The sequence below is a fragment of the Acinetobacter bereziniae genome (genome assembly GCF_016576965.1).
Lineage (GTDB): Bacteria > Pseudomonadota > Gammaproteobacteria > Pseudomonadales > Moraxellaceae > Acinetobacter > Acinetobacter bereziniae.
Genome location: NZ_CP066119.1, coordinates 2,498,450 through 2,523,427, shown reverse-complemented (window position 1 = coordinate 2,523,427; position 24,978 = coordinate 2,498,450). Strand labels below are relative to the sequence as shown.

The 24,978-nt window shown below is 37.8% G+C and carries 24 protein-coding genes and 1 riboswitch; of the genes, 18 read left to right on the top strand and 6 right to left on the bottom strand.

Translation table 11 applies throughout. From position 1 onward, the window contains the following. Window positions 1–47: 47 nt before the first annotated feature. Both I9192_RS11955 and I9192_RS11950 read right to left on the bottom strand, forming a co-directional pair. Window positions 48–959 (bottom strand): alpha/beta fold hydrolase, encoded by a 912-nt coding sequence (locus tag I9192_RS11955; protein WP_005031839.1) that lies wholly within the window; start codon window positions 957–959, stop codon window positions 48–50. Between the two features lie 8 nt (window positions 960–967). Next, on the bottom strand, window positions 968–1,519 hold the full coding sequence (locus tag I9192_RS11950) for a PadR family transcriptional regulator (protein ID WP_005031837.1): 552 nt from the start codon (window positions 1,517–1,519) through the stop codon (window positions 968–970). Window positions 1,520–1,684: 165 nt separating this feature from the next. Here I9192_RS11950 and I9192_RS11945 point away from each other — a divergent pair, with 165 nt between their 5' ends. From I9192_RS11945 to I9192_RS11925, 5 genes are all read left to right on the top strand, one after another. Further along, window positions 1,685–3,709, top strand: coding sequence for an NADPH-dependent 2,4-dienoyl-CoA reductase (locus I9192_RS11945; RefSeq protein ID WP_005031836.1), 2,025 nt, complete (start codon window positions 1,685–1,687; stop codon window positions 3,707–3,709). A gap of 88 nt (window positions 3,710–3,797) precedes the next feature. Then, the gene (locus I9192_RS11940) at window positions 3,798–4,208 is read left to right on the top strand and encodes a nuclear transport factor 2 family protein (RefSeq protein ID WP_005031835.1); all 411 of its coding nucleotides are present in this window, start codon (window positions 3,798–3,800) and stop codon (window positions 4,206–4,208) included. A 77-nt stretch (window positions 4,209–4,285) separates the two neighbouring features. Then, entirely contained in the window at window positions 4,286–5,371 is a 1,086-nt protein-coding gene (locus tag I9192_RS11935) for a YheT family hydrolase (protein ID WP_005031834.1), read from the top strand. 504 nt (window positions 5,372–5,875) lie between these two features. Next, the gene (locus tag I9192_RS11930; RefSeq protein ID WP_200149833.1) at window positions 5,876–6,388 is read left to right on the top strand and encodes a helix-turn-helix domain-containing protein; all 513 of its coding nucleotides are present in this window, start codon (window positions 5,876–5,878) and stop codon (window positions 6,386–6,388) included. Further along, window positions 6,385–7,230 (top strand): IS3 family transposase, encoded by an 846-nt coding sequence (locus I9192_RS11925; protein WP_010591792.1) that lies wholly within the window; start codon window positions 6,385–6,387, stop codon window positions 7,228–7,230. Before I9192_RS11930 ends, I9192_RS11925 begins: the two co-directional genes overlap by 4 nt. Before the next feature lie 78 nt (window positions 7,231–7,308). Here I9192_RS11925 and I9192_RS11920 read toward each other — a convergent pair whose 3' ends face one another. Beyond that, entirely contained in the window at window positions 7,309–7,773 is a 465-nt protein-coding gene (locus I9192_RS11920) for a hypothetical protein (protein ID WP_004830561.1), read from the bottom strand. 229 nt (window positions 7,774–8,002) lie between these two features. Between I9192_RS11920 and I9192_RS11915 the strand changes: the two genes are divergently transcribed. The 10 genes from I9192_RS11915 to I9192_RS11870 all read left to right on the top strand — a co-directional run bounded on the left by I9192_RS11915 (window position 8,003) and on the right by I9192_RS11870 (window position 19,484). Then, the gene (locus I9192_RS11915) at window positions 8,003–9,643 is read left to right on the top strand and encodes a CTP synthase (RefSeq protein WP_004830562.1); all 1,641 of its coding nucleotides are present in this window, start codon (window positions 8,003–8,005) and stop codon (window positions 9,641–9,643) included. A 27-nt stretch (window positions 9,644–9,670) separates the two neighbouring features. Next, window positions 9,671–10,528 carry a 3-deoxy-8-phosphooctulonate synthase gene (kdsA, locus tag I9192_RS11910; protein ID WP_004830563.1) on the top strand — a complete coding sequence of 286 codons (858 nt, stop codon included), beginning with the start codon at window positions 9,671–9,673 and terminating at the stop codon, window positions 10,526–10,528. A 45-nt stretch (window positions 10,529–10,573) separates the two neighbouring features. Beyond that, entirely contained in the window at window positions 10,574–11,863 is a 1,290-nt protein-coding gene (eno, locus tag I9192_RS11905) for a phosphopyruvate hydratase (RefSeq protein WP_004830564.1), read from the top strand. A 10-nt stretch (window positions 11,864–11,873) separates the two neighbouring features. After that, window positions 11,874–12,260 carry a cell division protein FtsB gene (gene ftsB / locus I9192_RS11900; RefSeq protein WP_004830565.1) on the top strand — a complete coding sequence of 129 codons (387 nt, stop codon included), beginning with the start codon at window positions 11,874–11,876 and terminating at the stop codon, window positions 12,258–12,260. Further along, window positions 12,223–12,948: a 2-C-methyl-D-erythritol 4-phosphate cytidylyltransferase gene (gene ispD / locus I9192_RS11895; RefSeq protein WP_005031833.1), complete on the top strand. Its 726-nt coding sequence runs from the start codon at window positions 12,223–12,225 to the stop codon at window positions 12,946–12,948. The genes ftsB and ispD overlap by 38 nt, the downstream gene beginning before the upstream one ends. A gap of 101 nt (window positions 12,949–13,049) precedes the next feature. Then, window positions 13,050–14,186: a rod shape-determining protein RodA gene (gene rodA / locus I9192_RS11890; RefSeq protein ID WP_004830568.1), complete on the top strand. Its 1,137-nt coding sequence runs from the start codon at window positions 13,050–13,052 to the stop codon at window positions 14,184–14,186. An 840-nt stretch (window positions 14,187–15,026) separates the two neighbouring features. Beyond that, entirely contained in the window at window positions 15,027–16,295 is a 1,269-nt protein-coding gene (locus I9192_RS11885) for a D-amino acid dehydrogenase (protein ID WP_200149832.1), read from the top strand. 20 nt (window positions 16,296–16,315) lie between these two features. Then, the gene (locus tag I9192_RS11880; protein ID WP_200149831.1) at window positions 16,316–16,972 is read left to right on the top strand and encodes an Imm19 family immunity protein; all 657 of its coding nucleotides are present in this window, start codon (window positions 16,316–16,318) and stop codon (window positions 16,970–16,972) included. A 445-nt stretch (window positions 16,973–17,417) separates the two neighbouring features. Beyond that, a complete protein-coding gene (locus I9192_RS11875) occupies window positions 17,418–17,906 on the top strand; it encodes a hypothetical protein (protein WP_004830571.1) in 489 nt (162 codons plus the stop codon). A gap of 72 nt (window positions 17,907–17,978) precedes the next feature. Then, window positions 17,979–18,067, top strand: a riboswitch (glycine riboswitch). Between the two features lie 172 nt (window positions 18,068–18,239). Further along, window positions 18,240–19,484, top strand: coding sequence for a D-amino acid dehydrogenase (locus I9192_RS11870; RefSeq protein ID WP_200149830.1), 1,245 nt, complete (start codon window positions 18,240–18,242; stop codon window positions 19,482–19,484). Window positions 19,485–19,575: 91 nt separating this feature from the next. On the opposite strand, the gene nfsB is transcribed toward I9192_RS11870, so the two are convergent. Then, the gene (nfsB, locus tag I9192_RS11865; RefSeq protein WP_200149829.1) at window positions 19,576–20,229 is read right to left on the bottom strand and encodes an oxygen-insensitive NAD(P)H nitroreductase; all 654 of its coding nucleotides are present in this window, start codon (window positions 20,227–20,229) and stop codon (window positions 19,576–19,578) included. A gap of 303 nt (window positions 20,230–20,532) precedes the next feature. Here nfsB and I9192_RS11860 point away from each other — a divergent pair, with 303 nt between their 5' ends. After that, window positions 20,533–20,799, top strand: coding sequence for a hypothetical protein (locus I9192_RS11860; protein WP_004830575.1), 267 nt, complete (start codon window positions 20,533–20,535; stop codon window positions 20,797–20,799). A 40-nt stretch (window positions 20,800–20,839) separates the two neighbouring features. On the opposite strand, the gene I9192_RS11855 is transcribed toward I9192_RS11860, so the two are convergent. Both I9192_RS11855 and I9192_RS11850 read right to left on the bottom strand, forming a co-directional pair. After that, window positions 20,840–21,559: a UDP-2,3-diacylglucosamine diphosphatase gene (locus I9192_RS11855; protein ID WP_200149828.1), complete on the bottom strand. Its 720-nt coding sequence runs from the start codon at window positions 21,557–21,559 to the stop codon at window positions 20,840–20,842. A gap of 98 nt (window positions 21,560–21,657) precedes the next feature. After that, the gene (locus I9192_RS11850; RefSeq protein WP_004830577.1) at window positions 21,658–22,167 is read right to left on the bottom strand and encodes a peptidylprolyl isomerase; all 510 of its coding nucleotides are present in this window, start codon (window positions 22,165–22,167) and stop codon (window positions 21,658–21,660) included. Between the two features lie 167 nt (window positions 22,168–22,334). On the opposite strand from I9192_RS11850, the gene I9192_RS11845 reads away from it, so the two are divergent. Together I9192_RS11845 and ppnP are read left to right on the top strand one after the other, a co-directional pair. Beyond that, window positions 22,335–24,056 carry a glutamine--tRNA ligase/YqeY domain fusion protein gene (locus tag I9192_RS11845; RefSeq protein ID WP_200149827.1) on the top strand — a complete coding sequence of 574 codons (1,722 nt, stop codon included), beginning with the start codon at window positions 22,335–22,337 and terminating at the stop codon, window positions 24,054–24,056. Between the two features lie 440 nt (window positions 24,057–24,496). Continuing rightward, entirely contained in the window at window positions 24,497–24,817 is a 321-nt protein-coding gene (gene ppnP / locus I9192_RS11840; RefSeq protein ID WP_009584079.1) for a pyrimidine/purine nucleoside phosphorylase, read from the top strand. The last annotated feature ends 161 nt before the right edge of the window (window positions 24,818–24,978 follow it).

Below are 24,978 nucleotides of genomic sequence, written 5' to 3'. Positions count from 1 at the left end.
AATCCTCGTTTAATTGGCTTTAAACGAGGATTTTTTATAAATATCGCTTATGCAGACTGTTTTAGAAAAGAGCGAATTTCTTGACTAAACTTGACAGGTTCAGTGATAAGAGGAGTATGTCCGGAGCGTTTAAATATAATATTTTTAGCATTGATCAAACTATTGGAAACTTGCATTTGTCCTTCAGCTGGATACAGTGAAGACTTTTCACCAATAAAGAAGGTCGTAGGGCAAGCCAATTGAGCAATGGCATCACGATAATCTTCATTATGATTGAGATAATTGTCGATATACCACGTTAAATAGTCCATGCGACGGATAGGCAATAAGTGTTTTTGGAGTTGTGGATGTTTTAAGGCTAAATTAAACATAAATGGACTTAATTTATTACTGCCTTGAATTTTAATGAAATTCAACCAAATTTGAATCAGTTCTGTTCTTGGCTCAATCGGCAATTCATCGACAAAACGATACTGAGAATACTGATGTAAAAAGTCAGAAAAATCTTTGAGTAAGCGCTTTATTTTAAAATATTTTTTGCCAAATAAACCAAATTCCCAAGTATCGTCTGTTGGAATTTTAGGGGTTTGATCGATATGTAAATAAGCTTTTAATTTGCCAGCCAAATTTCCATACTGCATACCATGCATGGCTGTGGTTGCGCCCATGGAATAACCCATGAGAATAAAATTATCTAAATTCAGTTGATCAATTAAGCTGTCAAGGTCACGCCAGTGATTTGATATTGCATCTATATCTTGTGGAATATTACACGTCTTCGAGCCACCAAAACCACGCCAGTCGGGGATATAAAATTTGTATTGTTTAATGTTGGGTAATAAAAAAGGTAACCACTGCCAGCTATGCATGCCTAAACCAGACAAAACAACTACAGGCTCGCCTTGACCAATTTCACGGACAAATAATTTCTCGCCATCAGGCATTGTATAGTGTGGCATGCATATTCCTACGGATTGTCTTTATTCTCAAATGCTTTTAGTCGTGGAATCACTTCATTGAGCCAGTTGATCCAGCCAGTTTCCAAGTCTATTCCCAATTGTAAAATCATTTTATGGATATATAAAGTACGATCAAGTGTCTCTGTGTGTTCAAAATCTTTGGAAAAAATTTGAAGATAGAGTTTTAAATTTTCTTGATGCAATTTTAAATGACGTTCTAATTCAGGTAAAACAGTATTTCCACCAAATTGTGCTTCAGCACGTAAGCGTACCATAAGCTCTTCACGAAGTTGAGCAGGCTGTCCTTGCTTAACCATCCAGTCAGCCAACTCGACACGCCCAAGTTGTTCAACCTGATAGGTTTTTTTACGACCTTGATCCGCCTGATCTTCTAAAGTCGAAATCCAGCCTTTTTTTTGCATGCCGTTGAGTTCACGGTATATTTGCTGATGGGTCGCATTCCAAAAGAATCCCATGGATCGGTCAAAGCGTCGAGCCAACTCAAAACCTGTGCTTGGTTTTTCGATCAGACTGGTCAATAAAACATGGGCTAATGACATTGTGTAATATTAGGTCAATAAAATGAATATAAAGTCATTATGCAACATGTTGCATAAAAATCAAATCTCGATTATAAATACCCAAACTATGCAACTTGTTGCATTAAAAAATATTAGACTTTTTCATCAGATTGATAGCTAGCGAATGCACGCCAAGGAGTTTACATGTCTAATTATCCGCATCTACTTGCGCCTTTAGATTTAGGCTTTACTACATTAAAGAATAGAGTGTTGATGGGTTCTATGCACGTTGGACTGGAAGAAGTTCAAGGTGGATATGAGCGTATGGCTGCATTTTATGCAGAACGTGCTGCAGGTGGTGTAGGACTGATTGTTACAGGTGGTATTTCACCCAATGATCATGGTGTAACATTTTTTGGTGGTTCAAAATTAGATCATTTAGAAGAAGCAGAAAAACATAAAGTCATTACTCAAGCAGTTCATGATGCTGGAGGTAAAATTGCACTACAAATTTTACATACTGGACGTTACTCTTATCAGCCTGAAAACGTTGCACCTTCAGCGATTCAAGCCCCAATTAATCCAACCAAGCCACATGCACTAACGTCAGCAGAAGTTCATCAAACGATTGCAGACTTTGCCAATTGTGCCCGATTGTCACAAATTGCAGGCTATGACGGTGTAGAAATTATGGGATCAGAAGGTTATCTGATCAACGAGTTTATTGCTGCAAGAACTAATCACCGTGATGATGAGTGGGGTGGCAGTTATGAAAACCGTATCCGTTTTCCAATTGAAATTGTAAGAAGAACACGCCAAGAGGTAGGTGAAAACTTTATTATTATTTATCGCTTGTCTATGTTGGACTTGGTTGAAGGTGGTTCTACGCTCGAAGAAGTCATTCACTTGGCGAAAGAAATTGAAAAAGCTGGTGCAACGATTATCAATACTGGAATCGGTTGGCATGAAGCACGAATCCCGACGATTGCGACCAAAGTACCTCGTGCAGCGTTTACTTGGGTGACTAAAAAATTAAAAGGTTCTGTTAAAGTACCTTTAATCACATCGAACCGTATCAATACCCCAGAAATGGCAGAGCATGTCTTGGCTCAAGGCGATGCTGATATGATTTCTATGGCGCGTCCGATGCTTGCAGATTCTCATTTTGTGCAAAAGGCTGAACAAGGTCGTGCAGATGAAATTAATACTTGTATTGGTTGTAATCAGGCGTGCCTAGATCATATTTTCTCCATGAAAATTGCTACATGTTTAGTCAATCCACGTGCTTGCTATGAAACTGAACTGATTTTTAAGCAATCCGATGTTATTAAAAATATCGCCGTGATTGGTGCAGGACCTGCTGGTTTAAGCTTTGCAACGTATGCCGCAGATCGTGGACATAAAGTCACCGTTTTTGAAGCATCTAATCAGATTGGCGGTCAGTTCAACATTGCCAAAACCATTCCAGGTAAAGAAGAGTTCTATGAAACCTTACGTTATTTCAAACGTAAAATTGAATTACAACCCAACATTAAACTGGTACTCAACCATACTGCGACATATGAAGAATTGAATGCTGCAAAGTTTGATGAAATTGTTGTGGCTACAGGTGTGACACCACGCCATCTAAATATTGAAGGCATTGATCATCCGAAAGTATTGTCCTATATCGAGGTTTTACGTGATCGTAAGCCTGTTGGCAAAAAAGTCGCAATCATCGGCGCAGGCGGTATTGGCTTTGATACCGCTGAGTACCTTTCACATGAAGGTGAGAGTGGCAGTTTAAATCCTCAGAAATTCTATGATGAATGGGGGATTGACACATCTTATGCGCATGTGGGTGGCTTAAAGCAGCCAGAAGTTGAGCAATCGCCTCGTGAAATCTATTTACTGCAACGTAAAACCGATTCTGTGGGTGCGGGTTTAGGTAAGACAACTGGATGGATTCATCGTACAGGTCTGAAACATCGTCATGTCAATATGATCCCAGGTGCACGTTATGACAAGATTGATGATCAAGGCTTGCATATTACCGTTGGTGACAAGGTCATGATTTTAGATGTTGATCATGTGGTGATTTGTGCTGGACAAGAGCCATTTACTGCGATGTTTGATCAACTTCAAGCGGAAGGAAAATCAGTTCATTTAATTGGTGGCGCGAAGGAAGCGGGAGAATTGGATGCTAAACGTGCGATTCGTCAAGGCGCAGAATTAGCAGCAGTGATTTAATCCAATTTAAAAACTTAATCAAAATCCTCTCTTTGTTGAATTGTCTTTAAAACTTTTATTAGGGAGGATTCTATTCAGGATGAAAGAAATGAGTTTTACACAAAGCAAATCTGCAATACAAAAATGGCATCAGATGCTAGAAAGCCGTGATATGAGTATTTTAAATGAACTGCTTGCGGATGATGTGGTTTTTCGCTCGCCAGTGGCTTATCACCCATATGAAGGGAAGCAAGTTGTTTTTTTTATTTTAAGCAATGTGATCCAAATTTTTGAAAATTTTACCTATCATCGAGAGTTTTATACAGACGATGAGCAGAGTGTAGTGTTAGAGTTTTCAGCCAATGTTGCTGAGAAAAAGTTAAAAGGGATTGATATGATTCGTTTTAATGAGGCTGGAAAAATTGTAGATTTTGAAGTGATGATTCGCCCGAAAAGTGGATTGGAAGCTTTAGCTGCCCAAATGGGGCAACGAATGGCTGCCTTTATACCCAAAGCATAATGGTATAAATAAATACTGGGAGCGTTGACTCCCATATTTAAAGTATGATTATCATAAATAAAAAGTTGAGGTGGAAAATGTCTGTACTCCATAAGTTTACCGAGATTACCCAAAGTTTATTAGATCAAGTGACTGGCGCTGAATTGCCAAAGTTGTATTTTAATCAGCAAGGTGCAATGTCTGAGATCTTAGATAAACTACCTCAATTACAAGACAAATATCGTCCTACACCGTGGTTGACCAATACACACGCACACCTTTTATATTTTGATTTAATTAAAAAAAAGACAGTTAAGTTGCAATATGACCGGATTGATCAAATCACTATGCAAGATGGTGGCGTTACTGCTATTGCATGGTATGGTTATGATCTACCTGAAGAGACACCGACCATTGTGATCATGCATACCATTACTGGAACGCCAGAAAGTATGCGTGAATTAGTTAAAGATTTACATGAGTATACGGGTTGGCGAATTGCACTATGTTTACGCCGTGGGCATGCAGGTCTACCTATGCCTGTTCCATTGATGTCAATTTTTGGTTCAACATCCGATCTAAAAGAGCAATTGAGCTATATACAGGATTTATTTCCACAGACTGAATTGTTTGCGGTGGGATCATCCGCAGGTACTGGATTGTTGGTACGCTATTTGGGTGAGCAAGGTCTAGACACACCATTTAAAGCAGCATTTGCGATGTGCCCGGGCTATGATACTGAAATTGGTTTTGAAAATGTACATCCTTTTTATACCAAGGTGATGACCAAAAAATTGTTTAAAGCATTTATCACGCCTTATACACAAACGTGGACACCAGTACATTCAGTACAAAATGTATTGAGAACCAAAACATTACAAGAGTTTCAGACTGAATATTTTGAAATGGCTGGTTTTTCAGATTATGAAAGTTATTCAAAAGCCACCAATCCTATTTATGTTTTTGAAAATGTTAAAATTCCACTGATGATTCTAAATGCAGAAGATGACCCGGTGTGCTCAATTAAAAACTTGGAACCTTATAAGGAAACCATTCAGAATATGGATAACGTGGTGGTGGTGACGACCAAAAAGGGCAGTCATTGTGGTTTTTATGAAGGCTTGAATACCAAATCTTGGGCTTCACGTTTAATGGCGGACTTTCTAAAACAGTATTCAGTATAGTCAATCTGTTGAAAAAACCATACTGTAAAATATCGTTTCTCTTAATCACTAAAATGAATGTGATCAATATATTGTTTGATGATCTAAAGCTTGCACTGCCACGTTTTACATCTAAAGTTTAAATTTTTTTTGCGCATGCGATGACTCACTTTTCAGACATGAAAAGTGACAAAAATCTTTCGTCTAATAGGGTTCTTACGCTACAAACAAAGCAGTGCTTTGTTTTTGCTCATATACCCCCGCTCAACATGGCGACATCCATGTCGCCTCACGATAGCACGACCACCTATGATTCAAAAGGGCAAAATAAATGAATCATTAAAATCGTATAAAAAGAATAAATTTTATTTAATATCAGTAGTATATAAATATTACTTGTGTGAATAATTAGGCGGTTTTACTATATCTTAGTATTATATTTATTATGAAGATTATAATTAGCAAAAAACCAGTCATGAATTGAACTGAACCCTATAAGTTGGACACAACTTATAGGGTATTTTTATGAAATACAATTTAAAGTTTAAACAAGCAGTCATTGCTTATTATGTTCAAGGCCATTCTAGTTTATCAACAGCCAAGCATTTTTCGATTAGTGATAAGGATGTCTCTAAATGGTTGGCTCAATTCAACTTAGGTGGAATTGATGCAATAAAACCAAAACAGAATAAGACAATTTATACAGCTGAATTTAAATATAAAGTATTAACAACTATGCAGGATGAGCGATTAAGTTTATCTGATACAGCTCTTCGTTTTGGTATTTCTTCCCCGAGTTTGATCAGTGTATGGCGTAAAATCTATCAAACCGATGGTATGCTTGGACTAGAACCAAAGTCTAAAGGAAGAGCACCCATGTCTAAAAATAAACATAAATATATTGTTGATAAACCTGATCATGAAAAAACAACTGCTGAGCTTCAGCATGAACTACTCTATTTACGCGCTGAGAATGCTTACTTAAAAAAGCTCGACGCCTTGCTGAATCCACCCAAAAAGGACAACAAGCAAGGTTGATTGATCAGATGAGTACTGAGTTTGCTTTGCCATTGCTTTTAGATATTGCTGAGTTATCGAGGAGTAGTTTCTACTATCATAAAGCCAAGCTAAATGCCGTAGATAAATATGCAGAGCTCAAGCAACGAATTTGCCAAATTTATGATCAGCATAAAGGTAGATATGGTTATAGACGAATCACTTTAGCCTTGAAGCAACAAGGTCTTCATCATAACCATAAATTGATTGCTAGGTTGATGAGAGGCTTTGGTTTAATTTCATTGATTCGGCGTAAAAAGTACAATGCCTACAAAGGTACATCCAATAAAATAGTCAAAAATAAACTCAAACGTAACTTTGAAGCGAAGCGACCCAATAAGCGTTGGCTGACAGATATAACCGAATTTAAAGTTGCTGATACGAAGTTATATTTATCTCCGATTTTAGACTGCTATAACAATGAGATTGTGAGCTATACACTTTCAAGACGCCCAGTATTTCAACTTGTTAAAGATATGCTTGATCAAGCCATAAGTCATTTACCAAACTCACGAAAACACAAGCTTATGCTTCATTCAGATCAAGGCTGGCATTATCAAATGAGCCAATTTAGGAGTACGCTTAAAGCGAATAAGATTAAGCAAAGTATGAGTAGAAAAGGGAATTGTTGGGACAATGCTTTGATGGAGAGTTTCTTTGGTACATTAAAATCAGAGACGATTTATCTAGAGAAACCAGAAAGCATTGAAGTCTTAGAGCAACAAATTCATGACTACATCCATTACTATAATCATGAGAGAATACAAATTAAACTAAAAGGATTGAGCCCTGTTCAATTCAGAACTCAATCCAGCGTTAACTAAACTGTCCAAGATTTGGGGTTCAGTCCAAATGACTGGTTTTTTGCTTACAAAACTAGTTCTTTGTTGAAAAATAAGCTTTTAGTTTTTCAATGCAGGTGTAGCTGCAGCGATTGCAGCAGCAACTGCGTCATCTTCAGATTGAGCAGTGCCAGAGTTTGCTTTAGGCGCAGTCTGGGTCTTTGGTGCAGTTTGAGCTGTTTCAGTCTTCACTGACTCTGCTTTTGCAGGTTTAGCTTCTGTTGCAGCAGGTTTATTTTCAGCAGCCTGTGTTGTTGCAAGCGCTTCATGCGTTGGTTCACGACGAATTTCTGTTGTTGTATTCGCTGTTTCAGTACGTTCAACTTCTACATGCGCAGGAATTTCGACTTGTTGAGTATTTTGTTCAGCACTCGGTAAGCTTTCAAATTGAGCTGGTTCAGATGCCGCTGTTTGAGCAGTTTCAACTTTCTCTTGCTCAGTCTCTTTCGGCTCTTCTTTTTTTACACAAGCAGATACAAGTAGTGCTGTCGCAATTGCGCCACAAATTAAAAATTTCTTATTCATAATTACTCAAAACAAAACAGATTAAAGAGATGTTAACTAGTATAACAGCAAAATGATATTTAAAAATCACCTTATCAAGTGCTAAATTTTTATTGGAAATGCTGATAGAATAGCCAATTGTTTATTGTTCTATGAATTGATGTGAATTGACTTTGCTTTCTTGGTACAAGGTAAAGTAAAATCGCACAACATTGTAGGCCAATTTAGGCTCCATTGTACGAGAAACTTGATGACCCATTTTATATTCGTCACTGGTGGTGTTGTATCATCACTAGGTAAAGGTATTTCAGCTGCTTCAGTTGCTGCACTTTTAGAAGCCCGTGGTTTAAAAGTAACCATGGTCAAAATGGATCCATACATTAATGTCGATCCTGGGACGATGAGCCCATTCCAGCACGGTGAAGTATTTGTCACAGAAGATGGTGCTGAAACTGATTTAGATTTGGGTTATTACGAACGTTTCTTACGTCGTGCCAAAATGACCAAATTGAATAACTTTACGTCTGGTCGTGTATATCAAGATGTTTTGAATAAAGAACGTCGTGGTGATTATCTCGGTGGTACAGTCCAAGTTATTCCACATATTACGGATAATATTAAAGAGCGTGTACTTCGTGCAGGCGAAGGTTATGACGTTGCTATCGTTGAAATCGGTGGTACAGTCGGTGACATTGAATCCCTCCCATTCATGGAATCTGTACGTCAGTTGATGGTTGAGCTTGGTCATAAACGTACCATGTTAATGCATTTGACTTTATTACCTTATATCAAGTCTGCTGCTGAACTTAAAACTAAGCCAACTCAACATTCAGTGAAAGAGTTATTGTCGATTGGTATTCAGCCTGACATTTTGATTTGTCGTACTGAGCATGATGTTGATGCCGATACCACACGTAAAATTGCACTCTTTACCAACGTTGAAGCGCGTGCGGTTGTGGTCTGTAAAGATGCACGTTCGATTTATCAAATTCCACGTACATTCTACGAACAAAATGTTGATGATTTAATCTGTGAACGTTTTGGTTATATCAACTTGCCAGAAGCAGATCTTGCAGACTGGGATCACGTTGTAGAAGCTTTACTTAATCCTGAATACACCATTCGTGTTGCAATGGTCGGTAAATACGTTGAATTGCCAGATGCTTATAAATCTGTCAATGAAGCACTTTTACATGCTGGTATTCAAAATCGCGTTAAAGTTCAAATTGATTATATCAATGCAGAAGAATTGGAAAGCCAAAATCCTGCTGAAATCTTAAAAGATGTCGATGCGATCTTGGTACCTGGTGGCTTTGGTGAGCGTGGTACTGAAGGCAAAATGCAAGCTATTCAATATGCACGTGAAAACAAAGTACCATTTTTGGGTATTTGCTTGGGTATGCAATTGGCTGTGATTGAGTTTGCTCGTCATGTTGCAGGTATGCCAGAAGCAACGTCTACAGAATTTAATCGTTCAACAAAATTCCCATTGATTGGTTTAATCACTGAATGGTTAGACGAACGTGGTGAAATTCAGCATCGTAGCACTGAGTCAAATCTGGGTGGAACAATGCGTTTAGGTGCACAAACATCCGAGTTGGTTGAAGGCACTAAAACACGTGAAGTGTATGCGAAAGCAGAAATTACTGAACGCCATCGCCATCGCTATGAAATGAACGATCGTTTCATTCCTGCAATTGAACAAGCAGGCATGAAAATTTCAGGCTATTCAACTGCGCAACATCTTGTTGAAACAGTAGAAATTCCTGACCATCCTTGGTTTATTGCTGTACAATTCCATCCAGAATTTACAAGTTCACCACGTGATGGGCATCCATTATTTGCTAGTTTTATCGATGCCGCAAAAAAGCAGCACCAAAACAGTAAGTAAGTGTGTAAAACAAACTAGGAAGTTTAAATGTCACAATTAAAACCACAAGAAATTGTACGTTTAGGCGATATACAAATGGCAAATCACTTGCCATTTGTACTATTCGGCGGAATGAACGTACTTGAGTCGAAAGACTTGGCTTTTGAAATTGCAGAGACTTATGTCGATATTTGTACGCGCTTAAATATCCCTTATGTATTTAAAGCCAGTTTTGATAAAGCCAATCGCTCAAGCTTACATTCATTCCGTGGTCCAGGTTTGGAAAAGGGAATTGAATGGTTAGCCGACATTAAAAAACATTTTAATGTGCCGATTATTACAGATGTTCACGAACCTTACCAAGCTGCACCTGTCGCTGAAGTGGCAGATATCATTCAGCTTCCTGCATTTTTAAGTCGTCAGACAGATTTGGTTGAAGCAATGGCGAAAACACAAGCCATTATCAATATCAAAAAAGCACAATTCCTTTCTCCGCGTGAAATGAGCCATATTCTCAACAAGTGTTTAGAAGCTGGTAATGACAAACTCATTCTGTGTGAGCGTGGTACATCATTTGGCTACAATAACTTGGTTGTTGATATGCTTGGTTTTGATACCATGAAAGAAATGAATGTTCCTGTATTTTTTGATGTCACCCATGCCTTACAAACACCAGGCGGTCGTGCAGATTCAGCGGGTGGACGCCGTGCGCAAATCACTACATTGGCGCGAGCAGGTATGGCAACAGGTTTGGCTGGGTTGTTCTTAGAAGCACATCCAGATCCTGAAAAAGCAAAATGTGATGGACCTTGTGCATTGCGTATGTCTCAACTTGAGCCATTCTTAGCACAATTAAAAGAATTGGATACCTTAGTTAAAGGTTTCAAAAAGTTAGATACTCATTGATGCCCTTAAACAGCATCTTATTTTTAATCAACTGAGGAATTATTCATGAGCCAAATCGTTGACATTCGTGCACGTGAAATTTTGGACTCTCGTGGTAACCCAACCATCGAAGCAGACGTAATCCTAGACTCTGGCGTTGTTGGCCGTGCATGTGCACCATCTGGTGCTTCAACTGGTTCTCGTGAAGCTTTAGAACTTCGTGACGGTGACAAATCACGTTACTTAGGTAAAGGTGTTCGCACTGCAGTTCAAAACGTAAATGGTCAAATCAAAGACTTATTAAAAGGTCAAAACGTATTTGAACAAAAAGCGCTTGATGACAAAATGATTGCGCTTGATGGCACTGAAAATAAAGAAAAATTAGGTGCAAACGCAACTTTGGCTGTATCTTTAGCTGCTGCACGTGCTGCTGCAACTGAGAAAAAAACTGAATTGTTCCAATACATCGCAGACTTACGTGGTCAAACAACTTTGACTATGCCAGTTCCAATGATGAATATTTTGAACGGTGGTGCTCATGCAGATAACACTGTTGATATCCAAGAGTTCATGATTGAGCCTGTAGGCTTCACTTCATTTGCTGAATCTTTGCGTGCTGGTGCGGAAATTTTCCATGCTTTGAAATCTGTATTGAAAAAGCAAGGTTTAAACACTGCGGTGGGTGACGAAGGTGGTTTTGCACCAAACTTACGTTCAAACGAAGAAGCGATTACAGTTATCCTTTCTGCTATTGAAACCACAGGTTATAAAGCGGGTTCTGACATCATGTTAGCGCTTGACTGTGCATCTTCTGAATTCTACAAGAATGGTCAATACATTCTTGCTGGAGAAGGCAACAAAGCATTTACAAGCAACCAGTTTGCTGACTACTTAGCTGGTCTTGTAAAACAATATCCAATTATCTCAATCGAAGATGGTTTGGATGAGTCTGATTGGGAAGGTTGGAGTTATTTGACTTCTATTCTCGGTGATAAAATCCAATTGGTTGGTGACGATTTGTTTGTAACTAATCCTAAGATTTTACAACGTGGTATTGATGAGAAAGTTGGTAACTCGATCTTAATCAAATACAACCAAATTGGTACATTGTCAGAAACTTTAGATGCGATTTATCTTGCTAAAGCAAATGGTTATAGCACAGTTATTTCACATCGTTCTGGTGAAACAGAAGATTCTACCATTGCGGACTTGGCTGTAGGTACTGCTGCTGGTCAAATCAAGACAGGTTCACTTTGCCGTTCTGACCGTGTTGCAAAATATAACCAATTACTTCGTATCGAAGAGTTGACTCATGCAGCTTATCGCGGTAAAGCTGAATTCAAAGGTCTGAATTAATCTCTTTGAAATGTTAGAAGTCTTTAAAACTACTTCAAGTAAAGTGATTGCAATACTGGCGATTTTAATCGTTGCAGTATTGCAATATCGCTTCTGGTTTGGTGAGGGAGGTCATTTTCCTCACCAAGCTTTAGTACAGCAAATTGAACAGCAAGCTGAAGTCAATGCTGATCTAAAAGAACGCAACCGTATCCTCGCTGCTGAAGTGTATGATTTGAAAAATGGTTCTGAGGCCATAGAAGAACATGCACGTTTAGATCTCGGTCTAGTGAAGCCACATGAAACATTTGTACAAATGAGTACGATTAGTACCCATTATAAGCAGATTTATACAGATCCAAATGTAGACTTAAGAACCAATGAAGACGATAACGAACCTGTACCAGACCAACCGTAAAATTTGGGCAATTGTCCCGGCTGCTGGCTCAGGTCGTCGTTTTTCAAAAACAGAACTTAAGCAATATCAAATTATTCAAAATAAAACAGTCTTAGCGCATACCATCGACCGTTTAAATGAATTGCCACTTGCGGGTTATGTACTTGCAATTGGTGAGCAAGACCATTATGCCCAGACATTGGCTCTAAAAAATAAACATTTAAGTCATTTTTGTTTAGGTGGCAATGAACGTGTTGACTCCGTGCTAAATGCATTAAGCTATCTCGAACAATTTGCCCAACCTGATGATTTTGTCTTTGTACATGATGCTGCACGTCCATGTGTAACACGTGAGTGTCTTGTCAATCTACTTAATACAGCAATCAACTTAAATAGCAATGCGATTCTTGCAATCCCTGTGAGAGATACCTTAAAGCGTGTTGATCAGCAACATAATATTGTTAAAACAGTGAATCGTGATCAATTGTGGCAAGCACAAACGCCTCAAATTTCAACATTTTCAATTTTAAAAACAGCCATTGAAACAGCGCTTAACGATGGAGTCATGATTACAGATGAAGCGAGTGCTTTAGAACATAGTAATCACACTGTCCAAGTCGTGATGGGGCGTTCAGATAATATTAAAATCACTTATCCTGACGATTTAGAGTTGGCGAAGTTAATTTTACAATCACAAATAATGCATTAAAAAACTGAGAAATTAAAAATAATTCTCAAAGGATAGATGTTCTCCTTGAATATTTATCTCTATAATTTGGCTAGATTAAGCTAGGTTTAAGATTTGCATTCATGACACCATCGCCCCAGTATAAGTTTTTACGTCAGTCCGTTCGAGATGGTTTAAGTATTAATCAGAAGATGTCGAGATGGGATAAATTGCATCTTGACCCATGGTTATTGGGCTTATTAATCATCAATGCTGTTCTTGGTTTATTGATGGTTTACAGTGCTTCTTCGGAAGACATGACTATGGTGATTCGTCAAGCGGTCAGCTTTGGTGTGGGTTTTGTTTTATTGTTTGTCTGTGCACAGATTCCACCCAAAGTTTATCAAGCGATTAGCCCATGGTTCTATCTATTTGCCATTCTATTACTGATTTTGGTCTTACTGATTGGTGACGTACGCTTAGGCGCAAAACGTTGGTTAACCATACCCGGTATTGGCAGTATGCAACCCAGTGAGTTTATGAAGTTTGCAATGCCTTTAATGATGGCATGGTATTTTGCACGAAATCCTTTACCTCCCAAGTTTAGACATATTGTGGTGGCTTTGATGATTATGGTAGTGCCATTTGTATTGGCACTTCTGCAGCCAGACTTGGCGATTGGTATTGTGATTGGTGGGGTTTTCGCCTTATTTCTCAGTGGCATGTCATGGACTTTAATTATTGGTACACTGGCTGCATTAGCAATGGCTTTTCCATTAATTTGGACATTTGTCTTGCAAGCATATCAAAAGAAACGAATTATGACTTTGTTTGATCCTGAGTCCGATGCACTGGGAGCTGGTTGGAATATTATTCAGTCTAAAATTGCAATTGGTTCGGGGGGCATGACAGGGCGAGGATTCTTGGAAGGGACACAGTCTCAATTAGGCTACTTACCAGAACACCATACCGATTTTATCATGTCGACATATGCAGAAGAATTTGGCTTTATTGGAGTATTTTTCTTATTTGCCTTGTATACCGCGATGATTTTTAGATGCATGATCATTAGCTTAAATAGCTTTCATAATTATGGACGTCTTTTAGCTGGAACAATTGGCTTATCCTTATTCTTCTATGTTTTTGTAAACTCTGGCATGGTGAGTGGAATTTTGCCTGTAACAGGCGATCCTTTACCTTTGATGAGTTATGGCGGTTCAGCCGTGATTGCTTTGTTGGCAAGTTTTGGGATTGTAATGTCCATTCATACCCATCGATGATTTTATCCTTAAGCTGATGATGACAAAGCTCGCTGAATCTTTATAGATGAAGCGAGCTTTTTTAATTTAAGCGATATGATCAGTCATAATTATCTACTTTAACCTGAGTTCGATAAAAATTCTTGATGAAATATGATACTCGGAAACGTCATCCGCAACTGTTTGAGGCAGGACTGCTTCTATAAAGTATTGTTTCTGCGACTGATTAAATATGTTGCTGGTGGTTGACGAGTTTTGCGGTGAGCAGCGATACCGCTGCGCAAGGTGATTGCCCTTGCGGAGCTTCGCTCCTCATCCCGAAAGAAAAGTATGGCGAGCCGCAGGCTGTTCCTGAAATTGGATGAGAACTCAGCAAGACTCCGTCGAGACTTATTGTTTTTCAATGAGTTGAAGATGCGGTTTCATCGAACTCACGTTACTTTATCATTAGACTGGCTGAATATTTATACAAATGATTCATTCAAAGTGAGTTTTTCAGCAGATTAGCGCTATATGTATGCGATTTAATTCAGGAATGTATAAGAAGCGTAAAGGGATAAAATATATTCTATAATCATTATTAGTGAATATGCGTGCTTTCTGAGCTGAGCAAGACTTTTATCACAATACTATATGCTGAAAGTGATATACCTTGTTATATATTCTATGAAAAAAATGAAAATGATTATTTTAAGATAAAAAACTAAATAATTCAAAAGTATAAACCATAGTGACAGTTCCATACGAAATCTGTGTTGCCAAATTATTTCTAAGTGCTACATTAAAAGAGTGGCAAAAATTCAGATTAGAATAGATAACTTTTTATTATAAGACGATAAATTCGTATAAGGTCGGTTCAGTATGCATATCATCATCATGGGCGCAGGTGTTATTGGTACAACATCGGCATATTATCTCAAACAAGCAGGTCATGAGGTCACTGTAATTGACCGTCAACCGAATGTAGCACTTGAAACAAGTTTTGCGAATGCAGGTCAAATTTCTCCAGGTTATGCCTCTCCTTGGGCTGCTCCAGGGATTCCTTTAAAAGCATTTAAATGGATGTTTCAACCCCATTCGCCGCTCGCCATTAAACTAACTGGAGATATGTATCAGTATCAGTGGATGGTACAAATGTTAGCTGAATGTAATATCAATCGCTATCAAATCAACAAAGAGCGAATGGTGAGAATTTCAGAATATAGCCGTGATTGCTTAGATGAACTGCGTGCAGAAACCCAAATTCATTTCGATGAACGTCAGCTTGGGACATTGCAACTGTTTCGTAAGCAGCAGCAATTAGATGTGGCAGGCAAAGACACAGAAGTATTAAAGCATGAAGGTGTGCCATTTGAATTATTAGATAAAGCTGGTGTGATAAAAGCAGAACCTGCATTGGCGCATGCGACTGTTGATTTTGTTGGTGGTTTGCGCTTGCCTAATGATCAAACAGGGGATTGCCAAAAATTTACCACTGAATTAGCAGAACTCGCTGCGCAGCAAGGTGTAAATTTTCTTTTTAATACAGTGATTGAAACAATTGAAAAAGATTCAGATCGAATTACAGCCATTAAACTCAAAGATGGCAGTACATTGAAAGGTGATGTTTATGTGATGGCATTGGGCAGTTATAGTCATGAGATGTTAAAACAACTCAATATTGATGCGCCCGTATATCCTTTAAAAGGTTATTCGATCACCACAAAGATTATTGATCCAGCATTATCACCAATCTCCACGATCTTAGATGAGTCTTATAAAATAGCTTTAACACGTTTTGATGACCGTATTCGAGTTGGAGGAATGGCTGAAATTAATGGTTTTGATCGCTCTTTAAAATCAAGTCGTGAAGATACCTTGCTGATGGTACTCCAGCAATTATTTCCAAATGCCAGTGATATTACGGATGCACATTTTTGGACGGGTTTAAGACCTGCAACGCCTGATGGTACGCCGATTGTTGGTAAAACCAAGTATCAAAACCTATATACCAATACTGGACATGGCACATTGGGTTGGACCATGTCTTGCGGTTCAGCAAAACTACTCTCCGATATTATTTCAAGAACAACACCAAAAATTGAATACGATGATTTGAACGTGTTTCGATATGATGCAGTAAATAATTAATTACATTTAAGAAAGAATCAATGAGTCAACATATTTTGGAACACGAAATCACATTCAGCAATGAGCATTTTTGGCATTGGTTTATTGCATTATTACGTGGTTTTGATGAAGAAAAAGAATTGAATTTGGATGAGGCGATTGAGGAGAAGACAGGAATAGATCTTTATAGCAAAGAGCTTGAAGCATGGTACAGGTCTTTTTTACCTGAACATACTGATCGGGCAATGCGGTATTATCATTTAGCAATTCATTCTAAACTCTACATTGATATTCAATTTACACCAGAGGAAATTCGTTATTTTCTCAATGATCTGTATATCGGCAATATTGGCGGGCATTTTGAAGCATGGTTTTTGAGTTTGAAAGAGTTTCAACGCTTACAATCGACAGATTTAGATTTCTTATTGTTGCTACCGATGCTTGCTGTTGAACAGAACCAGTTAAAGGTTGTCACAGAGCTGATTGCCAAGCGATTATCGAATATAAAATCTTTTCAAGGTCATGAAGAATATATTGCCAGCTGTATAGTGAATGGTTTGATCATTCAAAATAATTTTTATCTGGATGAGGCTGTTGGAGTGTGTAATCACCAAAATCATAGTGTACGTAATTTGCAACAGCACCCTGATGATATGGAATATATCCAAAAGTTAAATAAACTGTTAAATACAATCTAAAGATTAGGGGCTGTGGACAATTCGTCTATGTTTGCGACTAGGTGTGTTTTTTAGGTGATTCTAGGCGCGAAATACGAAATTTAGTCATTCTAAATGATGAGAAACACTGTTTCGCAAGGGAACGACGAAGCGCCAAAAAACACGCTAGTCCCCGCTGCGCCTTGCGCTGCAAACAAAGCAGTGCTTTGTTCTTGCTCAGGGTTGTGGTTAAAATTATCTCAGGCTATGTTATGAAACTTAAAAATAGTCTCGCTATTCTCTTCGTTTCATGCCTTGCCTGCTCAATTTTAACCTACAACGCAAGCCATTTATGAAATGTCCACTGCCCCTAAATTTCAGACTACAGTTGATCGACTTTACAGTCCGATAATGGGTAAAGTGGAATAAGATCAGATGTAATCAACAAATTTAATCAACAAATCTAGTCAAGATTATCGAGTAGAAAATGAATGCGTTAAAAGTTTTACGTTTTGCTGTAGATGGTATAGCTGTAATCGCGAATACTCAGAATCGTCAGATTCAACATTTATTAGATAATTTTTCAGCTTATGCCTATGAGTCAGAATTTGAAAGAATAATGTATTTTTCCGCGACTGATTTATACGTAGAATTAAAACTGGATGCGTCACATATACAATTGTTGGTCAATTCTTGGGCAGGTGAGACTTATACACAATGCAATATGAGTGTAGAACTCAGTGAAGCATTGGTTTCCGAAAGTGGAGTCGCGTTGATTTTAACTGAGCAAGATATTGATGAAGCTATTTGGTTGGAGCACTTATACGCTGAAAATATGGCTGAACTCGATGTAGCATTAACCAAAATTGAGCAAACAGCACAATTAGAACAAAACAGTATTCAAGCTTATATTTTAAGATTCTTGACGGACGAGGATAAACAGCAATTTTTAGCAGAGTTTGGTAAAGCAGAATAATTTTTACGATTCATTACCGCAAAAGTGTATCTATTTTATTCAAAATGGCATATACATTGCTATATAAAAGGAAAGATGATTGCAAGAGAGAAGTCTCTTGTAGACTCGCCGAAGGAGCAACGACCCCGGAAACTCTCAGGCAAAAGGACTGTAATTATTGTAAAACCTCTGGAGAGAAGTCATTCTATTGAAAACAAAAAAGAAATGGCTCACCGAAGGGGAAGGTAAAACCTAAATAGTTTAGGTTTTTATCGAAGCTCTCAGGTACACATGACAGATGGGGCATACATTGACAATGTAATGAGAAGAATTACATTTCAAAGGAGTGTGTGTATGTGTCATGTGGTCATAATTGGTTCGGGTATTACAGGTGTAACCTCAGCTTACGAACTTGCTCAATTAGGTTATCAAGTAACTGTTATTGATAAACATTTATTTCCTGCTATGGAAACCTCATTTGCCAATGGTGGACAACTATCTGCGTGTAATGCAGAAGTATGGAATCAAAAGTCTACGGTACTCAAGGGCATTAAATGGATGGCAAAAAAAGATGCACCATTGTTGCTCAATCCTTCTTTTGACTTACATAAATATGCTTGGTTAGTAGAATTCCTCGGTAATATCAAACATTATGAAACTAATACACAAGACACGGTTAGAATGGCGCTGTTAGCACGTCAAAGATTGTTTAGCATTGCTGAACAAGAAGGTATTGATTTTGATTTAGAAAAACGTGGAATTTTGCATTTCTACCATTCTGAATATGATTATAAAGTTGCAACCAGTGTCAATGCTTTGTTATGTAAAGGTGGTCTAGAGCGTCATGCCGTTACCAATGAGGAAATTAAATCCATTGAACCCAGTTTAACTGGTGAATATTACGGTGGTTTTTATTGTCCAGGTGATGCAACAGGTGATATTCATAAGTTTACGACAGGTCTCGCCAAAGCCACTGAAAAATATGGGGTTAAATATTTATTTGGTATGGAAGTCGTGAATGTTGAACACACTGCAAATGGCGTTAATATTCAATACCACCCAAGTGTTGAAAATATGGAAGGTCATTCGGTTGCTATAGAGCAATTGAGTGCTGATGCAGTTGTGATCTGTGGTGGAGTCGGCAGTTATCAACTAGCCAACCAACTTGGTGATCGTGTGAATGTTTATCCTGTAAAAGGTTATTCAATCACTGTACAGCTTAATGATGAAAAAAGTATCAATGGTGCACCTTGGGTCAGTTTGCTCGATGAAAGTGCAAAAATTGTAACGTCTCGTTTAGGTGCGAATCGCCTACGTATTGCAGGTACTGCGGAATTCAACGGTTATAACCGTGACATTCGTTCTGATCGTATTCAGCCTTTAACAGATTGGGTCAATAAAAATTTTGATATATCGACAGAGCATTGCGTGCCTTGGGCAGGGTTACGTCCAATGATGCCAAATATGATGCCTGTGGTAAAACGAGGTAAACGTGAACGCATATTCTATAATACAGGGCATGGGCATTTGGGTTGGACATTATCTGCTGCAACTGCTGTAATGATCAGTCAAGAAGTTGCAAGCTCACATCCTTTATAAAGATAAGCCTTATAAAACTAAAGAAAGCATTGATATACTTAATTGCAAAGAGCGGATATAAGCCGCTCTTTGCAAATCTACGTGTTCTATTTTAAAGACGAGTAATCAAATCTTTTTGAGCTAAACGAGATTTGGGCAATTTAGCGTTGAAATCGACATCACTGCGATAACCGAGTGTCATAATGACAGAAGGAATCAAATTCTTTTCAGTTAAATCCAATTCTTCTGTCAAAATCGCTTCATCAAAACCGCCTATCGGCGTCGCATCTATGCCTTCAATCCCTGCGGCTAAAAGCATTTGCCCAAGTGCAATAAAGGTTTGATTTTCAGCCCAGCGCTGAATGTCTCCTTTTTCATTACGATAATATGAGATATATCCATTACGACCATCGTTTTGATCTTGTTTAGCTTGTGCATCTTTAAAACGCCCACTTAGATCATCTTGTTGTAATAAATTTGCCAGATGTTGTTCACTGATATCTGCTTGGGTGCAGAATACAATTGTATGTGATGAATCTAATACTTTGGGTGCGTTATAGGCATATTTACCAACAAGGGCTTTTGCAATGCGTTGTTTAGCCTCATCATGATCTGCAATAAAGAAATGCCATGGCTGAATATTAATTGAAGAAGGTGTTAAACGTAAGATTTCAACTAAACGCTCGAATTGTTCTTGAGGAATTTTCTTTGTCGCATCATAAGCCTTGGTGGTATAACGTGTTTTTGCTACCGTCAATAGATCCATGAAATTATCTCATATATCGTAAATTATCGATATATTCTATGCTAAAACACCTAAAAGTGAATGTTAAAATCGTAAATAAACATGAAAATTATGAGCGATTTGAAATATTTGAAAATCGAATTTACTATATTCTTATGATGTGAATTTATAACAAATAGAATTGTCATGAATTATAAAGTTTTGTGCCATAAATATGCAAAATAGGGAAAGATAAAAAGCTTGAAATGCTCGTTTGAAATAAATATTAAATCGCTATAAAGTGATTGTATAACAAGATAATAATTAAAAGCTGGAGAGGGAAACATGACGGCATATTATATTCATTTACCGCAAGATTTTCATGATTACGAATGGGAATATGAAAAGAAAGGTTGGTTACTATTAATGATTGATATTTCAGGGAAAAGTTATTTTTTTACTTTTTATGATCCTGTTCGTCTAGAGCAAACGATTAAAGATAATTTAAGTGAATATAATTATTTTTTTGAAGAAAATTTAGTTGTGATTGACAAGGTAAATTTAAAAAATATTCAAAATTTTATCGAAAATATGATTAATACTGAAAAATAAAGTGTTTTATTGAAAAATAAGATGCAAGGTTATATAGATTTTAACGGATTCGCCATTTTATAAATTGCCATTTTCCAGTTTCATCTACCTCTAAAATCATGGCTTCTGAGGTTTTTTCTCGCCAATCGCCAAGGACAATTCGAGGTTTATTCTTTACATCGTGGATTGCAGGACGATGGGTATGTCCATGAATCAAGATATCCGTATTTTCTAAAGCCTGTTCTACAGCCTTTGAATTGACATCCATAATTTCATAAGATTTATTTTGCTGAGATTCACGACTTCGTTTACGAAAACCATTGGCAAGTTTTTGTCTAAAGTTTAGTGGTGTATTTTTTAAGATTTTTAATACAAGAGGATTACGAATGACTTTCTTAAATCTTTGATAAGCAACATCATCAGTACATAAGGCATCGCCATGTTCTAAACGAAAATGTGTTTGTGCGATTGTCAGTGTGTAAATATCAGGCAGCAGTTTGCCATTGAATTGATCAAGAAATGCTTGCCCTAAAGCAAAATCACGATTGCCGACTTGAAAGTAAATTTGATTACCTGCTTGGTTAAATTGTTGTAAATGTTGAACAACTTCATCTAGCCATGGTGCAGTATAATCGTCGCCAATCCAAGTATTAAACCAGTCACCCAGAATAAATAATTGAGTATTTTGAGTTTTATATTGATCCAATAAATCAAAAAACCCTCGAACCAGTCGAGGGTGTTCTGGTGACAAATGTAAATCAGCGATAAACAGATAGGTCACTTTTTTTCCTATAAAATTATCCTACTCAGCAGCACCTTATAACAGAACAAGCTGCATTGTTGTTCTTTAATCAAAGAACACAGCCTAGGATTTATTTATTATTCAGCAATGATTTTTGCAGATTCGATAACCACATTTTCAAGCGGAACGTCAGCGTGGTAACCACGGTTGCCAGTACGAACACCTTTAATTGCTTCAACAACATCCATACCTTCAGTCACTTTACCAAATACGGCATAACCCCAGCCTTGTGCAGTTTTACCTGTATGGTTAAGGAAAGAGTTATTTTTTACGTTGATAAAGAATTGTGCAGAAGCAGAGTGAGGTGCTTGTGTGCGTGCCATCGCAATCGTACCTTCGTCATTGCTCAAACCGTTGTCAGCTTCATTTTCAATTGAATCACGCGTTGTTTTTTCTTTGAAGTTTTCATCCATGCCACCGCCTTGGATCATAAAACCGTCAATAACACGATGGAAGATTACGCCATCATAAAAACCATCACGAACATATTCTAAAAAGTTAGCAACAGTTTTTGGTGCTTTTTCAGAGTTAAGTTCAAGAACAATACGTCCTTTGTTGGTGTTTAATTCGACTTGAGGAAAACTCATTCTATAATCTCCTAATCATGACGAAAAATGTCATGGGTTTTTGGTTGAGAGAAGCATAAGCAAACTGTAAACTACATAGCAAGTAAAAATGTGAAATTCTTTTGTTAAAAAGGATAAAATCGCATTTTCTATATTCAATTTTAACTTTTAGAAGTGATTTATCAACTATGAAGCCAAATGATGTTGTTTCAGAACTGCCGAAAAGCCCGACAAATAATGCCAGCCCTGTCGATAATGCGCAGCAAGAACAACAACCGGGCTTAGATTTCGTACGTCAAGTGATTACTGATGATCTATCAACAGGTCGTACACAACAAGTCGTGACTCGTTTTCCACCTGAGCCAAATGGTTATTTGCATATCGGTCATGTTAAAGCGATTTGCTTGAATTTCGGTATTGCCGAAGAATATCAAGGTTTATGTAACTTACGTTTTGATGACACTAATCCAGATGCTGAAGAACAAGAATATGTCGACGGAATTGCCAACGATGTAAAGTGGTTGGGCTTTGAATGGAATGGTGAACCACGATATGCATCAAGCTATTTTGACCAATTGCATACTTGGGCAATCCAGTTAATCAAACAAGGTGATGCTTATGTAGATTTGCAAAGCCCTGAAGAAATTAGAATTAATCGTGGTAATTTCGTAGAGTCAGGTAAAAACTCACCTTATCGTGATACTTCTGTTGAAGAGAATCTTGTTCGTTTTGAAAAAATGAATAATGGTGAATTTGCTGAAGGCGAAGCAGTATTGCGTGCCAAGATTGATATGACATCTCCAAATGTGCATATGCGTGATCCAATTTTATATCGTGTACTTCATTCAGAACATCATCAAACAGGTGATAAATGGAAAATGTACCCAATGTATGACTATGCGCATCCATTGTCAGACGCGATAGAAGGCATTACACACTCTTTATGTACATTGGAATTCCAAGATCATCGTCCATTCTACGATTGGATTGTTGAAAAAGTTCATTCTAAAGCTGTGCCACGTCAGTATGAGTCTAGCCGTTTAAACGTAGATTACACCATTACGTCTAAGCGCAAATTACGTAAGTTGGTTGAAGGCAATTATGTTAATGGTTGGGATGACCCACGTATGCCAACTGTTGTGGGCATGCGTCGTCGTGGATTTACTCCTGAAGGTTTACGTGATTTCTGTAAGCGTGTTGGTGTGTCTAAAACGGATGGTATTGTTGATGTGGCAATGCTGGAGTTCTGTATTCGTCAGTCGCTTGAAAATACAGCAGCGCGTGGTATGGCTGTATTAAATCCTTTGAAAGTAACATTAACCAATTTACCTGCGGATATGGAACTCAATCATGCACGCCATCCAAATGTTGATATGGGTGATCGCATTATTCCTTTAAGCACAGAAATCTATATTGATCGTAAAGATTTTGAAGAAGTGCCACCAAAAGGCTTTAAACGTTTGGTTCCAGATGGTGAAGTTCGTTTACGTCATGCCTATGTGATCAAATGTGACGAAGTGATTAAAGATGAAAATGGTGAAGTTGTTGAGCTGAAATGTTCTATTGACCCTGAAACTTTAGGTAAAAATCCAGAAGGTCGTAAAGTAAAAGGAGTTATTCATTGGGTCTCTGCAACTCAAGGTATTCCTGCCGAAGTGCGTATTTATGATCGTTTATTTACAGAAGCTGCGCCTGATGCTGATGATGATTTCTTGAAGTTTTTAAATCCTGAATCTTTAAAAATCGTACAAGCAGTGGTCGAACCTGCTTTGGCTCAAGCAAAACCAGAAGATCGTTTCCAATTTGAACGAGAAGGTTATTTTGTTGCAGATCAATATGACCATGCAGCTGAAAAACCTGTGTTTAACCGTATTCTAGATTTGAAAGACAGCTTTAAGCCGGTTAAATAGCGTGAGTTGGATGCAACCACATCTTCAACTCATTGAAAAAAAATAAGTCTCGACGGAGTCTTGCTGCGTTTTCACCCAATTTAAGGATCAGCCTGCGGCTAGCCCTACTTTTCTTTCGGGATGAGGAGCGAAGCTCCGCAAGGGCAACCACCTTGCGCAGCGGTATCGCTGCTCACCGCAAAACTCGTCAACCACCAGCAACATATTTAATCAGTCACAGAAACAATACTTTATAGAAGTAGTCCTGCCTCAAACAATTGCGGATGACTTTTCCGAGTATCATATTTCATCAAGATTTTTATATCGAACTCAGGTTAAATAATTTAATAATAGTAAGAAACCTAGCTTCGGCTAGGTTTTTTTATGTTCAATAAAATTGATTGAGCTGAGGGATATAAAAGCGATATATTAAACGTACAAATAATAATCAGGGTCAGCCAATGTCTTCTCAATTTGATGCAGTTACGGTTCATATCAAGCCCAATGTACATTATAAGGGGCGATCAATCAGTTACGTTATCGAATGCCAAGATGGTTCTAAAAAAACATTAGGCGTGATTTTGCCCACAGACAAACCTTTAACTTTTGAAACACATGTCTGCGAAAAAATCGAAATTATTTCTGGAAAATGTTTTGTAAAAAGAGAGCAGAGTGAAGAAACTGAGGTGTATCATCCAGGTGAATTTTTTACAGTTCCTGCAAATAGCCGTTTTAGTATGCAATCCACAGAAGTAGTCGATTATATTTGTCATTTGGAATAAGCCCATTCTTTGTTGCAGTATGATCAGTGAAGCTCCGTAAAGGTAACCAACTTAAATATTGACAACGCGACCGTAAATAGATCATAGCGTTTCTCAAAATATGAGGTTGTGAAAATTCCTAACAATAAAAATTTTCAATAATGATATTGATGAATTAAAAT